This window comes from Rubidibacter lacunae KORDI 51-2, from assembly GCF_000473895.1.
GTDB lineage: Bacteria > Cyanobacteriota > Cyanobacteriia > Cyanobacteriales > Rubidibacteraceae > Rubidibacter > Rubidibacter lacunae.
In genome coordinates this window covers 32,491-47,222 of the sequence record NZ_ASSJ01000082.1, presented here as the reverse complement: position 1 = coordinate 47,222, position 14,732 = coordinate 32,491, and the positions used below count along the sequence as shown (strand labels likewise).

Annotated in this window: 16 protein-coding genes; 5 read left to right on the top strand and 11 right to left on the bottom strand. The window is 58.4% G+C overall.

Translation table 11 applies throughout. From position 1 onward, the window contains the following. Window positions 1-54: 54 nt before the first annotated feature. Together KR51_RS15890 and KR51_RS15885 are read right to left on the bottom strand one after the other, a co-directional pair. The gene (locus tag KR51_RS15890; RefSeq protein ID WP_022609146.1) at window positions 55-333 is read right to left on the bottom strand and encodes a hypothetical protein; all 279 of its coding nucleotides are present in this window, start codon (window positions 331-333) and stop codon (window positions 55-57) included. Window positions 334-352: 19 nt separating this feature from the next. Next, a complete protein-coding gene (locus KR51_RS15885) occupies window positions 353-1,432 on the bottom strand; it encodes a glycosyltransferase family 4 protein (RefSeq protein WP_408638138.1) in 1,080 nt (359 codons plus the stop codon). Window positions 1,433-1,870: 438 nt separating this feature from the next. Here KR51_RS15885 and KR51_RS15875 point away from each other — a divergent pair, with 438 nt between their 5' ends. Continuing rightward, window positions 1,871-2,638: a phycobilisome rod-core linker polypeptide gene (locus KR51_RS15875; protein ID WP_022609143.1), complete on the top strand. Its 768-nt coding sequence runs from the start codon at window positions 1,871-1,873 to the stop codon at window positions 2,636-2,638. Window positions 2,639-2,845: 207 nt separating this feature from the next. Here KR51_RS15875 and hpsJ-A read toward each other — a convergent pair whose 3' ends face one another. The 8 genes from hpsJ-A to KR51_RS15835 all read right to left on the bottom strand — a co-directional run bounded on the left by hpsJ-A (window position 2,846) and on the right by KR51_RS15835 (window position 10,341). Continuing rightward, the gene (gene hpsJ-A, locus KR51_RS15870; protein ID WP_022609142.1) at window positions 2,846-3,565 is read right to left on the bottom strand and encodes an HpsJ-like protein, cyanoexosortase A-associated; all 720 of its coding nucleotides are present in this window, start codon (window positions 3,563-3,565) and stop codon (window positions 2,846-2,848) included. Next, window positions 3,562-4,341: a cyanoexosortase A system-associated protein gene (locus tag KR51_RS15865; protein WP_198016818.1), complete on the bottom strand. Its 780-nt coding sequence runs from the start codon at window positions 4,339-4,341 to the stop codon at window positions 3,562-3,564. Before KR51_RS15865 ends, hpsJ-A begins: the two co-directional genes overlap by 4 nt. 1 nt (window position 4,342) lies before the next feature. Beyond that, window positions 4,343-5,227: a cyanoexosortase A gene (gene crtA / locus KR51_RS15860; RefSeq protein ID WP_040656557.1), complete on the bottom strand. Its 885-nt coding sequence runs from the start codon at window positions 5,225-5,227 to the stop codon at window positions 4,343-4,345. 113 nt (window positions 5,228-5,340) lie between these two features. Next, window positions 5,341-5,919 carry a CPBP family intramembrane glutamic endopeptidase gene (locus tag KR51_RS15855; RefSeq protein ID WP_022609139.1) on the bottom strand — a complete coding sequence of 193 codons (579 nt, stop codon included), beginning with the start codon at window positions 5,917-5,919 and terminating at the stop codon, window positions 5,341-5,343. Further along, window positions 5,916-6,989 (bottom strand): DUF3326 domain-containing protein, encoded by a 1,074-nt coding sequence (locus KR51_RS15850; protein ID WP_022609137.1) that lies wholly within the window; start codon window positions 6,987-6,989, stop codon window positions 5,916-5,918. The genes KR51_RS15855 and KR51_RS15850 overlap by 4 nt, the downstream gene beginning before the upstream one ends. A 2-nt stretch (window positions 6,990-6,991) precedes the next feature. After that, window positions 6,992-7,174 carry a hypothetical protein gene (locus tag KR51_RS15845; protein ID WP_022609136.1) on the bottom strand — a complete coding sequence of 61 codons (183 nt, stop codon included), beginning with the start codon at window positions 7,172-7,174 and terminating at the stop codon, window positions 6,992-6,994. Window positions 7,175-7,337: 163 nt separating this feature from the next. Next, window positions 7,338-7,658: a 2Fe-2S iron-sulfur cluster-binding protein gene (locus KR51_RS15840; RefSeq protein ID WP_022609135.1), complete on the bottom strand. Its 321-nt coding sequence runs from the start codon at window positions 7,656-7,658 to the stop codon at window positions 7,338-7,340. A 490-nt stretch (window positions 7,659-8,148) separates the two neighbouring features. Beyond that, window positions 8,149-10,341, bottom strand: a complete 2,193-nt coding sequence (locus KR51_RS15835) for a phosphoketolase family protein (protein WP_022609134.1) — start codon at window positions 10,339-10,341, stop codon at window positions 8,149-8,151. Between the two features lie 124 nt (window positions 10,342-10,465). Here KR51_RS15835 and KR51_RS19945 point away from each other — a divergent pair, with 124 nt between their 5' ends. Then, window positions 10,466-10,609 carry a hypothetical protein gene (locus tag KR51_RS19945; protein ID WP_156915157.1) on the top strand — a complete coding sequence of 48 codons (144 nt, stop codon included), beginning with the start codon at window positions 10,466-10,468 and terminating at the stop codon, window positions 10,607-10,609. Here the strand turns inward: KR51_RS19945 and KR51_RS15830 are convergent. Continuing rightward, complete coding sequence (locus tag KR51_RS15830; RefSeq protein ID WP_022609133.1) at window positions 10,602-11,243, bottom strand: TetR/AcrR family transcriptional regulator; 642 nt, start codon at window positions 11,241-11,243, stop codon at window positions 10,602-10,604. The genes KR51_RS19945 and KR51_RS15830 overlap by 8 nt on opposite strands. A gap of 220 nt (window positions 11,244-11,463) precedes the next feature. On the opposite strand from KR51_RS15830, the gene KR51_RS15825 reads away from it, so the two are divergent. From KR51_RS15825 to KR51_RS15815, 3 genes are all read left to right on the top strand, one after another. After that, complete coding sequence (locus KR51_RS15825; protein ID WP_022609132.1) at window positions 11,464-12,660, top strand: HlyD family efflux transporter periplasmic adaptor subunit; 1,197 nt, start codon at window positions 11,464-11,466, stop codon at window positions 12,658-12,660. 94 nt (window positions 12,661-12,754) lie between these two features. Further along, window positions 12,755-13,903: an ABC transporter permease DevC gene (gene devC / locus KR51_RS15820; RefSeq protein WP_022609131.1), complete on the top strand. Its 1,149-nt coding sequence runs from the start codon at window positions 12,755-12,757 to the stop codon at window positions 13,901-13,903. A 68-nt stretch (window positions 13,904-13,971) separates the two neighbouring features. Continuing rightward, complete coding sequence (locus tag KR51_RS15815; protein ID WP_022609130.1) at window positions 13,972-14,730, top strand: DevA family ABC transporter ATP-binding protein; 759 nt, start codon at window positions 13,972-13,974, stop codon at window positions 14,728-14,730. The last annotated feature ends 2 nt before the right edge of the window (window positions 14,731-14,732 follow it).

The window sequence follows — 14,732 nt, the reverse complement described above, 5'->3', positions numbered from 1 at the left end:
CATGAGCTCTCTGTCCCCTAAATTTACTTTGTGGACTTTTTCAGCAAGCCCGAGTTAGTTTGAGTGCGCTTGCTCTAGCAGTCTTAGTAAGAGCTGCCCGCCCTGCAGCAGTCTACCCAGCTGTCGGGAACGGTTGCGGGCGTCCGCAAGGCAGTCGTGTCCGAACGCCAGAGCAGCTGCGGTATCGACCAACCACACCGGCAGGGTCAGTTCCAGCTCTTCTAGCGTATCGGCAAGGCGAGCGCAGGTGCGTCGCGATCGCCACAGCGCCGCCGCCACGTAAGCATTGACGAGGACCACGACCAAGTTGCAAGCGATAACAAGCCAGACCATATGGGTTACGGCAAGCACTCTAGAGCGCTGACTGCTGGCAAGCAACGACCGCGTGGAGCCAAGTTTCCCAGCGATCGCAAAAAGCCGGCAGGGAATATTCGGCTTCGGCTTGGCGGCGGCAGGCACTCCGGTCGATAGTATCGATGCGGGCGATCGCATCAACCAGCCCGGGTGGGCTGTCGGGCTCGACGAGGAAGCCGGTTTTGCCGTCACAGACGATTTCGGCCGGGCCGCCCCGCTGATAGGCAATTACGGGAACGCCGCAAGCCAGCGCTTCGATCGCTACGTTACCAAACGCTTCCACCCAGCGCGGCGTCATCAGCAATGCGCGGCAACGACCGACTTCGGCTTGGAGCCGATCGGTTGGGAGAAAGCCGCCGTACTCGAAAGGTGCGTCCGGGAAATCGCGTTGGATGCGCTGCCAGTAAGCTTCGTCTTGCAGCTTTCCGAACACCCGCAGCGGGACGTTAGCTTGCCGGGCGGCGGCGATCGCGTCTTCAAGGGCCTTCTCGGGAGCAATGCGACCGAGCCAAGCGATTGCCGCTTCCGGTCGGTCGTTAAAGCAATACTGCGCCAAGTCAATGCCGCTGCCGAGGATCCGACAGCGATCGCCGAACGTAAACGTGGCAGCTTGCGTTCGCGTATAGACGCCAACCGTCCCTGGATAGCGCTCGGCAACGCGCGCCATAGCTCCATCAAGGGCATCGCCCGTCGATCCCATGCTGATGAAGTGCGCGATCGGCCTACGGAAAAAGGGAGTCAGGTAAAACGGCAACCAATCGAAGGCGAAGTTGACGATCGCGTCCCACTTATCTTGCCTCGATCGCGCGTAATCCCAGAGGTTACCCAACACGGGGTCGGGCGGCAAAGAAATTGGTGCATCCCGTTCCTGGGACTGGGCGGGGACTTGTAAACGGCCCGGAATCTCGACAATCGGGACTCCGTCCAGTCGCGAGCCGGTCGGGGCAGCTACCAACACGTCGTGCCCGCGCCGTAACAGCTCCCGTGCCAGACAGGCGATCGTCAGTTCCACGCCGCCGCCTTGACCCGTGCCCAGTACACCAACCGAAGTCGAGACGAATAGTAATCTGAGAGACAATTTGAAAGACACTGCAACCATCCCCGCATCCTACTAAATCATCGCGAACAACCAAGCGTTAGCGACTGCCAGGCGCAACCTCCGCAATCCAATAGAGAACTGCCACATCCCCCACTTGCTGCAGCTTGGATGGCAAGTAACTTGTGCGCTCGGTGCTCTTCCCCCAGAATGTCCTGCACTTGCGCAAAACGAGATTCTTGAAGGATTGTTGCAATTGGCAACAATCCTTAATATAGTGGGCGCTCGCTAGCGAGCGGAGTACGGTCGGCAGCAAGGGCTCGAACGCTTCTGATACAAGCACTCTGAGCATCTGCCCGTCGCACTTTAGCAAGTGGAAGTCGGATTGCCTTTGACAATTTGCTACCCGCTGGCTACCCGGTTAAATTAGAATCGGGCTTAAGTTCTTTAAGAATTTCGTAACAACGCGGAGGGTCACACGTGCCGATACCTTTGTTGAATTACGCTCCGACTTGCCAAAACCAGCGAGTTGATGGCTATGAGGTCGGGAGCGAAGAGCGGATGCAGATGGGCGCAGATACGTCGATGACAACGGCATCTGACGTAGATGCCATCATCTGGGCGGCGTACCGCCAAGTGTTCGGCGAACATCAAATCCTTAAAAGCAACCGCCAACCATTCCTTGAGTCGCAGCTTCGCTTCGGTCAGCTCACCGTACGCGAATTCGTGCGCGGGCTGGCTAGCTCGGATGTATTCCGGCGTCTGAATCACGAGCCGAATACCAACTATCGCTTCGTGGAAATCTGCGTCCAGCGCTTGTTAGGTCGCGATATCTATAACGAGCGCGAGAAGATTGCTTGGTCGATTGTTATTGTCTCTAAAGGCGTACGGGGTTTCATCGACGATTTAGTCGATAGCGAGGAGTACCTTGCCAACTTCGGTGAGGATTACGTCCCCTTCCAGCGCCGCCGCGTCCTCAATCAACGCGACAGCGGCGAGACGCCCTTCAATCTCAAGACGCCGCGCTATGAGGCGTATCATCGCCAGCAGCTCGGATTCCCGCAGATTGTCTGGCAAAGTACGGTGCGTCGCTTCATCCCCCAAGAAAAGCAGGTTCGCAATGGCGATCCGCGTCAGTTCCTGGGCGTTGCGCGCGGTCTTGCCAGTGCCAAGCGCGAGGGAAAAACCAGCGTTTCGGCTATGAACGTCGATTTCCTGTCGAAGGTGCCCTATCGCAAAGCGAGCTAGTTCGACGCTCTTAGCGACTTGCTAGCAGGAGGTTGCAAGGCGCTCTGGTCGTTCGTTAGTGGGGTTGTTGAAGATGCCTCGCTCGGCAAACGATCCGTGCGCCTACTAGTCTCCTATTTTTTCGCGCATCACTTCGCCGAAGGCAATGGCCCGTCAGCGAACCGGCACCAGCATTCCATCCGTTGCAAGATGCCGCTCGTGAATCGGCTACTTTTTTGCACGTCGAACCCCAACCGTGCCGCGAAAGATCATCGTGAAGAGCGCGCTACCGATCAGCGCCCCGATGTTCCATTTAACGGAATTCTCGATGAGCTGGCGATACTTGCGCGCGCGCGCGATGTCGGCTTCGCGTTCGACGTTCTCGTGAATGACCTTGACACGCGCGAGCATCTCCGCCCGCAGAGCTTCGGTATCGGCAAGTTCGATGCCGCGCTCTCGATAGCCTTCGAGAGGACCGAGGACATTCTGATTGGCACGAGCCAGGCCAACAACCTCACCGCCCGCGGCCGTTTGAATGCGCTCCTCGAAAGGTTTTAACTGCTCCAATTGGGTCTCAATTTGCTTAGCAGTTTCCTGGTTGAGCTGTTTGTTGATACGGACGGTATCGACAATGCCGAGCGGGACCATCAAGAAGTACGCGATCGCGAGAATAGCGGTCAGCAATGACAGTCCCTGGATCGCCAAGCGCTCTAAGAGCGGCCTTCGATCCGGATCGCTCATAAACACCAAGCCGAACCCGATCAGCGGCACGGGCACGCGCTCGACTAGCGCACCAATTGTTTGTAACTCCCAGCGCGGGTTGAGGAAGTCTGGAGGGTAAAGTATCGTCAGCAGATCTAACAAAGCAAAGATTAGCAAGCCATAGCCGATCCATCGCAAAACAAAAATTGAAGGGGGACTAATGTGGCTTTTAATAGGAACGGTCACGGGCTCGACTCTCCCTCTGAGTTGACGGATTGAGTAGGCAAAGTACCAGAACTCGCACTGGAAGAACTAGATGAATGCGTATGCGGCTGCGGCTGCGTTCTTAACTCGGTGCGGGGGAAGTTTGCCTGCCACCAACGCACCCAGTCCAGCCAAGCTGCTTCGAGGTCGGGACGATCCTCGCGCCGATCGCTTGTTCGTACCGGCAGGTCAAGTCTTGAAAACAAACAACTGCGATCGATCAAATCCTGCTGGCCGAGCAGCCAAGTTACGAAGCGCTGCAGCTGCCAACCGCGGGCGGACACGTTCTGAGCAAACTGCTGTTCGGTTAAGGTTGTAACGCCGTAAGGGTTGACGCAGCCGACAATCGATGATTTACCCTCAACAACGAAATAACCGTAAGTCCCAAGAGGATCGACCCAAACCTTCGCAATTTGCAGCGACGCAGGTGTGACGCCTGCATACAGTTGCAAGGCACGACTGACGCTGCCGTCGCTGTAGGGGAGATAGCGCACCGATGCTGTTAGCTCGCGCCCCCCCGCACGGTAGCGGTAGATGCGGGCTTGGTCGGTGGTCGGGTCCCACACCTCCGTACCAATGGAGTGCCAACCCGACAGCGGCACCGCTATCGGCAGCTCGATCGCCGGGAGAGTTTCGGCGGCGGGCGGCACTAGCAGGGCGTGCAAAGCCATCGCTGCTGTCGAGCCATAGGCGATCGCCAACAGCACCAGACGCGATCGCCCAAGGAACCGGAACGGAGGTGCCGGCGAGTCTGCCATTTCAAATGTCCCTTTCGTCAAGCTCCCCTCTCGGGAGGTCTTCATCGACCTGTAACTGGGGCACTTCTTGCGGTTCGCGCAGCACAGTCAGCCACACAAATCCCCAGAACAGCAATACGTTGAAGGCAAAAAAAACGAGCGAGCCATTGCCGCCGTGCCAGTAGTCGAACGCGGCGCGATCGCCCTTTGCAGCCAATACGGCTAGCCAGCCGATGCGGCCCGCGTTAACTGCAAACCCGAGTGCGATCCCGACAACCACGCACGCAATTTTTTGCGCCCAGTTGGTTGGAAAAAGCAGTAGAAACAACACCGCTAAATTCGTCATCTGCATGATGCTGCCGACACCGGAACATGCGCCGTAAACTTCTACCATTCCGCCTGGCAGGTAAATATTCAATCCTTCGCGGGCGACGTCGAAGCCCGCGTACCACAGAGCAAACGAGGAGAAGGTAGCCGTCAAGTTCGGGAGGTTAATAATGTTGAGGGTCAGCTCGTACAGCGGCCCGAGCGCGAGCATCCCCAAAATCAACAGCTCCTTCCAATACCGATGTAAGTGGCGCGCGCCCACCGTGAGCAAGCCCAAGCCCAAGAATGCCAACAACGGAGAAATCCGCAGGTGGAAGCCTTCTGGAGAAAAGTTGCGGACGGTTACCAAGCCGACAAGCCCAAGACCGATCGCGCTGGAGACGATCCCGCTCTCGACAGCAAAGGTTTCGCGCTTATCCCATAACAGCGAGGCGATTGCCAGCCACAATAGCAGGCTGGTGCCGAGTAAATCGCCAGCGCCTCCCCACCACAGCGCGCTTGCGTGTGCGACGAGGATGCTAATGGCTATGCCGAGGGCAAGCGCAACGTCGGGTCGGCGGGCAAAATTCGACTGTTCCATAGCACGTAGAGCGACACGATTGGAACGGTAGGTATCTTTAACCTGCCCGCGCGGTCGCCTACTCCAAGCATCGACCAAAACACGATAAGAAACAGCGGGCTCCATGGCTGCCGTTAAGTCTCCATGCGGTGACCGAGCTTCCAGATGCAGCCCGAAGCAATATTGGCTGCGATGTGAGCCACGATGGGTACCAGCAAGTTACCCGTCGCCACGGCAAGCACGCCGAGAACGATGCCGATGGCAGTTGCCCAAGCAAGGTACGGCCAGCCGCTGACATGAAGGATACCAAAGACCAAGCTGGAGACCGCGATCGCCCAAATTCCCGATCCAAAGGCCGGAATCATCACACCGCGAAATAGCAACTCTTCACTCATACCGGGGAGCAGCCCCAACCAGAGCAAATCCGGCCACGCCAGCGGCTGGACGTAAAGTTCCAAATATTCGCTAGCACTGCGCTGATAAGCCGGCCAAATGCGGTAGGCCATGCCGCTGGCAAGCGTGATGGCTGCTGCCGCTCCCAGACCGAGTCCGATCCCCTGGGGATTAATGATTACGGGCAACAACGGCACGCGACCGAGCGCCTGCCAGAACTTCGCTACGGCCAGCAGCACGATCGCCGTAATCCCCATAAAGATAAGGATCTGGGCGCGTGTTGGTTTCGGCAGGTCATTGGGCACGTTGGGTCCGGTCACGGTAACAAACGGCGCAGTGGAGGAATGTGCGGGTGGAGAGCGTCGGTAGCTACCCCGGCGCGTTGGGCAACCAGTAAGCCGATTGCCTCTAGATACGAGTTTACTCGGGTCGCTTTGATGCCGAGGGGTTCGGGCGCAACGGCGAGTTGCGTGGTGTTGGCAGCTACGGCGATCGCGCGGGTACGGGTTTGGCTCAGGCTCAGCAAGGTGCTGCCGCCGCAAGCAGTAGCGGGCGTTACAATCGCATCGATGCAATCGCGAGTGAGGTCGCCGGGGCGACACCCGGTAAGTGCAGCGAAGTGGGGCGCGCGGGCGAGCCCTGCTAGCACGCAGGGCAAGAACGTGTAGCCGAGCTCCTCGGCTGCTGCTCGCGGTGACAGGTCTGGATCGGGCGGTAGCGGTTTTAGTGCGGGCGCATGAGCGCAGGGTACCTGCAAGGTTCGCACGATCGCATGCGAAATAACGGCTTCAGCTCCAGCCAGCGCATCGACACCAGTTCCGCGGCGATAATCCTGGAGCGCAGGGCTGTCGGCATCATCAGGAAAGCGGGCTACGACGGCGATCGCGGTTGCCCCCGCTTGTTTAACGAGGGTTTCGGCCGCGCGCAGCAGACTATCCAGGTTGCCGAGCGTACCCCAACTCACACCGGAGGTCGCCGTTCGCAGCTCGACAGCGAGCGGTGCGTCGGTGATGACGTATTCGGTTAGGTCCAGACCGAGGGTGGCGCGGGCAGCGTCTGCAGCTTGCAGGTGGCGTAAACGGAGGTCCGACTCGATCGCGGCATCGAGCAACAGACCGATACGATTGCTGGTAACGGGACGCAGTACCCAGTCGCCAGCAGCAAAGCGATCGAGTCCGTAACCTTCGACATATAGTGCGTTTGGCAGCGGCCAGTACAACTGCGCGCCGTTGAGTACGTTGGGATGGGTAATCAGGCAGTCGGCAACCTGAGCGATCGCGCGTGCTACCGGTAAGGCATCGCCAGCATACCCGCCGATTGCCGCACCGATGCCAGTCGGTACGAGCAACAGCACGGTGAAGGGCGGTTGCGTTGGAGCGGGCGCCGCCATCGTCACCGCTCGCTTTCGGCAGTGACGATGGCTTCAACGCGAACTTTCTGGCGTTGAGGATCGACGGCAGTAACCGCCCAGCGCAGGGGCTCACCGCGCTTCTGCAGTTCGGTTTCGATTTGGCGCTGTAGCTCGACGGGCGAGCTGTGAAGGTCGATTTCGGCTTCGATGAAGTGCGTGGTCATGGTGGGTTCTCGAGAGAGATGGGGCGATCGCGTTAATAGTTATCGCGATACGGTTTCGGTTAGATACTAGTGTCGCAGGACTTGGGGCGCAGGCGCTCGGCTGCGTCCGTCCGAGCAATGGCAACAAAGTTTACTCGGCTGGGGTTTATTGGGACGGGTCGATCTAGCGGGCCGCTCCGAATTGTCGCTGGTACACAAGATCCTCCTTCTCAGATTCGAGCTTGAGATCGGAGCGCGGAAAAGCAACGCAAAGGAGAGCGTAGCCTTCAGCTTGCAGTTCTGGGGAAACGCCCATGCCCTCTGACTGGTCGACTTCGCCGGAGAGCAGGAGGGCGGCACAAGTCGTGCAAACGCCAGCCGTGCAGGAACTCGGCAGGTCGATGCCAGCTTCATGAGCGGCGTCGAGGACAGTGCGATCGGCAGGCACCTGAATCGTATGCGTATTGCCTTGGTGGCGAATTTCAACCGAGTAGGTTTGTGTCATAGTGGGTTCGAATCCAAGCGGGCGATCGTTACAGGCAGCGATCGCGATCTACTCTAGCGCTCGAACTTCCGCCCCGCGGAGATCGGCTCGGAAACTGTAACCGAACCTAACCAAACTCGCCATGCAATCGACTGCGGGGGCAAATGCAGACTGAGGTGCTGACAGCGCGGAATACATACCCGATCTGCTCGAATATTGGTAGAGGTCGAATAAGTCTCTTTAGGCGAGATAGGTGAGGATATGGTTTGAGAATTTTCAGCCTAGAACGCCCTTGCATCATTAATTCTGTTCTGGAAACTGTCTGGACGCTCTCTTCTTTTGCCCTACAAACCGAACTGAAGCTTCTTGCGGACGATGCACTTCATGCAGAAAAGAAGCACCTTGATTGAGAATACTCCGCCTGCAGGTCAAGCAAACCCATTAAATACATTCACTACTGAGTATGGCGGAGCTGCTCGGTAGCCTCTCCGCCAATAGGCTAAAGGACTGCCTAGAGCAACACCGTCGCACGCTCGGCCAGGTTTTCTGCCGTCAACCCATTGAACGCCATGATCTGAGCCGCGCTCGATGCCGTTTCGCCGCGCCGCCACGCCAGAGTGTCGCGCGGGCAGGAACTCCGCAACATTATCGGCTCCAGCATCGCGCTCGATCCGCCCGTCACACCAATCAGGGCGTCTCCATCGAACAGCGCGCCAAAGCCAACATCGTCCAAGAAACCGCTGTCTTGCTCCGAGCACGACTGCCAGGCTACATCGCTCGGACGGTAGAGGCGGCGCGGGCTCACCACCGACACCACCCGCGAACCAATTCCTCGTTCCTGCAGCAACGACGCCGCCTCCAGGGTGGGAATCAGCGTCATGTCCCCGATAACCGCGAAAACTACCAGGCGATCGCCTGGAATCTCCTGGAGAACGAACGCTCCATCCTTCAGCGCTGCGCGGGTCTGCTCGCAGGTACTGCGAATCGGCAGCGGTGACTTGCTGGCCGTAATCGTCACGCCCTTGTTCTTGGTGCCCAGTGCCCACTCGTAGCAAACCTGAATGCCATTCGCATCGCAGGGGAACAGCGGGAAGATGTTGCCGTTACGCATCATCGCCGCAAAGTAGTTTTCGATTTCCGGGCGCTGGTGGGTCCAGCCGTTGCGACCTTGCTCCAGCGCGCCCGCGGTAAAGAGCGTCACCGTTGACGGTGTGAGGTGCCGCAACTCGGCCATTGCCTGCGTGACCGTCTGCCAAATCGGCAAACCGTTGATCGCAAACGACTCGTAGGAACACCAAAGCGTCCGCGCTCCAAACAGCGCCAGACCTGCTGCCAAACCCGCACAAGCATCCTCGCTCAGCGGCTCGTACACTTGGCCGCTCGGCTGCTGGAAGTATGTATCGTCCGTTGTCGGGTGGATGATTTTTAGGGCGACATTAATGTTGTTGATACCCGACGCCGCGTTCCCATCTGCATTGGTCACGATGAAGTTCGGATCCTGGCGACCCACAGCCGCGGCGATCGCGCCCATCGCCGTCGTGGCGACCTGTTTGTCGCCGAGCGAAAACTCCTGCAGCGGTAGGTTCTCTAGCGGGGGTAGCGGGTATTCCGACTCCGAGATCGCCGTTTGCGCGGCGGACCCGCCTCCCGCTCGCTCGAAGTTCGTCCGCACGAGCTGCCAAGCCTCGGGAGTCAGCGATCTCGTCCGCAGCGCGCTGGCGATGTAGTCCTTCTCAATCGTGTCGCCGGGATAGAGATTGTGGGACTTGGCGCCGCGTTTGTGGACGCCTGCTCCTTTGAGTTGCTTGACGATCAACACCGTCAGCTTGCCGCTGAGAGCAGAGTCGGCCGCCTGCACGATCGCCGTCAGCACTCCCTGTGTAAACGCCATCCGTGCCTCCGGCGAGCACTCCGTGCTGTCAACATAAGCGCCCGGCTGGTTGGCATCGTCGTAATCTTTGGCATCGACTAAGACGATCTTCTCAAAGCCATTGCCCCGCCAATAGGCGAGCATGTCCTCGTTGGACTTAGTAGAGACCATACTGTGGTGCTCTTGGCTAAAACCATTCCACACCAAAATTGGCAGGAAGTTCGTCACCTCCGGGAACGACGTGTGGAAGTGACCGAAACTGCTCATCACATAGGGTTCACCGATCCCGCCGTCGCCGATTGTCACTGGAAACAACACGCCGGGATGCAACTTCGCTGCCGCCATGGCAAAATGCTGCCCCTGACCCAGCGGACCCGCCGGATTCAACAAGCCCGGAATGTATCCCGACAGGTGCCCCAGCAGGCCGTGCATTTCCCGAAAGCGCTCCTGCATCTGGGCGACCGTCGCGATGTCCATATTTTCTAAGGAGCGGTCGAGGAACATCGTGCTGTAGAAGCCGGGAGCGTGGTGGCCGACTTCGGTCAGGACGTTTTTGTAGCCGAGCATAAACAGTCCGGCGATCGCGTCGGCGATGCTGGCAAACCCGCCGGGGTGCCCGGACGCCTTACTGGCCGTGAGTTGCAAGGTCAAATAGCGCAGGGCATCTGCTGCCAGCAGAGCCTGGTACACCGCGGACTTATCGGTTGGATCGACAATCCGACGCTCGCCAGCAGCGATCGCGGGGGCGGTCCCGTACGCTTCAAAACCGGGGAGTTTATCGGCAAAAAACTGGATTCCTTGGCAGAAGGTGGGGATGCCGCTGGCAACGGTCATAATTTCTCCTCGGTAGTTACGAGCGCGAATGTTAAATAAATCTTACAGTTTGGCGGACGGGGTCGCCGTCACGCAGGATTGGCAAGCTCGATTGCCAGCCTAAGTTGTGCTCGATTGGACTCCCATGACGTCCCCACCGCAGTTGCAAGAATCACCCGTTCGCATTTGCTCCCGAGGCACTGCCAACCGCCGCACCGTTTGCATCGCCAAAACAATCGCTCGCTGGGGGCTAACGCGATCGCGCGTTCATCCGTCGCCGCTCAGCTAGACGGTCGCTGTTGTCCGAGCACCAGTGTCACTAACTGCTCGACGAGGCGATCGGCAGAGAACGGGGCGATCGCTGCTCCGTGCAGTACGTCCTGCATGAGCACGTGGTGCACGATCGTACCGACGAAAATCCGCGCCGTCGCCTCGGGATCCGCTAAGTTGAGGATCGGGCAGTCGCGCAAGTAACTCGTTAGCGTGGCGATCGCGGGTTTAGCTACGTTTGCCAAAAACGCCTGGCTGAGCTCGGGGCGCTTGCCGGATTCCGCTATGACCAAGCGGCAGAAATCAAAATACTGAGGCTCGGATCCGATTTTGCTCAGCATCCGCCGGGCTACCGCCGGCAATACAACGTCTGGAGCACCCACCAACGGCTCAGACCACACCAACTGAAACTGCTGTGCTGCCAGGTACTTTACCAACGTCACGAACAAGTCGTCCTTATCGACAAAGTAGCTGTAAAGCGTTTGCTTGGAGACTCCTGCTGCCTTCGCCACGCGCTCCATGCTGGTCCCAGCATAGCCGCGCTGTAGAAACTCGGGCATCGCGCCGAGCAAGATCTGCTGCCCTTTCTCGCCGATGCGATCGCGATCGAATTCTGCAGCAGCAATTGCAGTCAAGGCATGAGAGTCAACCACGAGCGTTCACCTGAGCATATTCAAGTTGTTTGGCAAACCGGCAGCTGAAACCGATGGAGACCTGCGAACGGATGCAGCCCGGGGGCTCAGTTAATGACAACACAACCAGCAGAAGTGCAGTGGATCGGACTCAACCCGATCTTGACATCATCGAACCGTACAGTCTAGTCTAACAAGCGTGCCGTACCGTCCAGTCTAGTTCCCTGGCGAGGTAAGAACCGTGGGCGTAACGATGCAAGAGCAGTCCACTAGCGCGATCGGGCGCTGGCGTTGGGCGCTCGCCCTATCTATGACGGGTATGGCCGCAACTGGCATCAGTGTGGCAGTCTTGAGCGATCGCGGGCAGCCGCCGACAGCAGATGCACCGCCGGTTGAGCTGCCGGCAGTCACTGCCGTTACGGCCCTCGGGCGGTTGGAGCCGGATAGTGAAGTCGTGCGCGTTGCACCGTCGGAGCGCGGGGCAAAAGTAGCTGAGTTGCTGGTATCTGAAGGCGATCGCGTGGCGGCGGGCGATGCCATTGCTTATCTCGAAACGCGCGGCAGCCGCGCGGCGGCTCTGGCCGCTGCCGAGCAAACCGTGCAGGTGGCGGCGGCGAATTTGGCGATCGTGCAAGCTGGTGCGAAGCAAGGTGAAATCGCCGCCCAGGAAGCCGAGATCCGGCGCCTGGAAGCCGAACTGGAAGGCGAGCGGCTCGCGCGGGCAGCAACGGTCGAACGCCTGCGCGCGGAGTTGCTGACCGCAGAGTCCGACCTGCGGCGCAATCAGTTTCTGGCAGATGAAGGGGCAATTTCGGAATCTGCCCTCGATACGTTCGTCCTCGGGGTGGCAACTGCGCGCGAACGGCTGGGAGAGGGAATTGCTCTGCAAGCCAAAACCATTCGCGCCTTAGAGCGGCAGATTCAGGAAGCCAACGCAACGCTCGATCGCATTACCGAGGTCCGCCCCGTGGACGTGCAGCTTGCCGTTGCCGAGCTAGAGAAAGCGCGTGCGGACGTAATGCGTGCCGCTGCCGAACTCGAACTGGCCACCGTGCGGGCGCCGATCGACGGTCAGGTCATCGACGTACTCACCCGCGCGGGCGAGGCGATCGCCGAAAACGAAGCAACCGGCATCATCGAACTCGGTCAAACGCAGCGCATGGTTGCAGTGGCGGAGGTCTACGAAAGCGATATCGGAAGCGTCCGACTGGGTCAGCCGGCGATCGCGGTCAGCGAGAACGGGACGTTCGCGGGCGAACTGCACGGCACGGTGGCCCGGATCGGGCTCAAAATCGGCAAGAAAGACGTGCTCGATACCGACCCAGCTGCGTCCGTAGACGCCCGCGTTGTCGAAGTCAGAATTCTGCTCGATCCCGAGGACAGCGATCGCGTCAGCGGTCTGACCAACTCACAGGTCATCGTCAAGATCGAGCGCTAGGGATCGCTCAAAGCAAACGGAGTGCCTGCCGATATCAACCGCACTGTTTGCGGCGATCGTCCGCATCTCTCGACATCGATTTCTTCCAACGGTCATGAAATATCCTCTCGGTTGGTTGCAACTGTCTCATCGCAAGCTACGGTTGGCGATCGCCCTTGCCGGCATCGGCTTCGCTGATGTTCTTATGTTTATGCAGCTCGGCTTTCAATCGGCACTTTTTAAAAGCTCGGTCATATTGCACGAGCGCATTGACGGCGATATTTTCCTGGTCAGCCCGCAATCAAGCGCGCTCATCGCGCTCGCAACCTTTTCGCGCCGCCGCGTCTATCAAGCACTTGCTGTTGAAGGGGTTGCATCGGCTCACTCGATCTACATTGGCTTTGGATTGTGGAAGAATCCAGTGGATCGCAGCACGCGCAGTTTGATGGTCCTTGGCGTCAATCCCGTGGCAAATGTGTTGGATTTCCCTGGAATTGAGGAGAACTTAGCGCGCACGACGATCGAGGACGTCGTTTTATTCGATGAGGATTCTCGGGCCGAGTTTGGGCCGATCCCGGAATTATACGATAGCGGCGAGCTCGTCATCACTGAAGTCGGTCAGCGGCGCGTTATTGTCGGCGGCTTATTTGCACTCGGAGCTTCCTTTAGTGCCGATGGTAATTTGATCACGAGTGACTTGAACTTTCTGCGCATCTTCCCCGAACGCAATCCCAGCGAGATCGAGATTGGCGTCCTCCAGCTCGAACCTAGTGTCGATCCCGATTTAGTACAGCAACGCTTGCGTCAAGAGTTGCCGGAAGACGTAATCGTGTTTACGCGCGAGGAGTTTATCAATGCAGAGTTGTCCTACTGGCAGGAAGCTACGGCCATTGGATTCGTGTTTACGCTGGGTTTAATCATCGGTTTGATCGTCGGCATCGTGATCGTTTACCAGATTCTATATACCGACGTTTCCGAGCACTTGCCCGAGTACGCTACGCTGAAAGCGATGGGTTACCGCGATCGCTTCTTATTGCAGGTGGTGCTGCAGGAGGCACTCATTCTAGCTATTTTGGGGTACTTGCCTGCATTGGCGATCGCGAGCGGGATGTACGCGCTGGCTCGGGCGGCAACAGGGCTGCCAATGCTCATGACCCTAACGCGCGCGGGCTCGGTTTTCGTGCTGACCGCGTTCATGTGTTTTAGCTCGGGTGCGCTTGCCGTTCGCAAGCTCCAAGCAGCCGACCCAGCTGACATTTTCTAGGCGCGAGCGCTTGTCTTCCGTGCGACTTTCCCTACTTACTGTTCTGCCGACAAAACAAGGGGCAAGTGATGTCTGTATTTGCATCAAACTCGACAACTGCACGCACGGCATCTGGCGGCGAACTCGGCAGAGTAATTGTTGCAGCCCGGCAGCTCTGCCACTACTTTGGAACGGGAGATTTGCGCAAACAAATCCTGTTCGACATCGAAGTCGACTTACACGCCGGTGAAATTGTTATCATGACCGGACCATCTGGTTCGGGAAAAACAACACTGTTGACCTTGATTGGCGGGTTGCGATCGCCACAAATTGGCAGTTTGCGGGTGTTCGATCGCGAACTTGTCGGCGCGCCCAAGCGCGAATCGATCCGCGTGCGGCGCCATACCGGCTATATTTTCCAAGGCAACAACTTACTCGAATACCTAACAGCCAAACAAAACGTCCAGATGTCGCTAAAGCTGCACGACTATCACGCTCGCGAATCAGAAGAGCGCGCGATCGCGATGCTGGAGGCAGTGGGGTTGAGCGATCGCATCGACTACTTTCCAGACAAGCTATCGGGCGGTCAAAAGCAGCGGGTGGCAATCGCGCGGGCACTGGTCAGCCATCCCAAGTTAGTGCTGGCTGACGAACCAACCGCCGCGCTGGATGGCGTAACGGGTCGCTCGGTCATGGAGATCGTGCAGAAGCTCGCGCGCGAACAAGGTTGCACGAGTTTAATCGTGACGCACGACAGTCGCATTCTGGACATTGCCGATCGCATCATTCACCTTGAAGACGGACGCCTGGCCGAAAACCGTCGCCTTAGTGCGGCGGCAGTTACATAGCT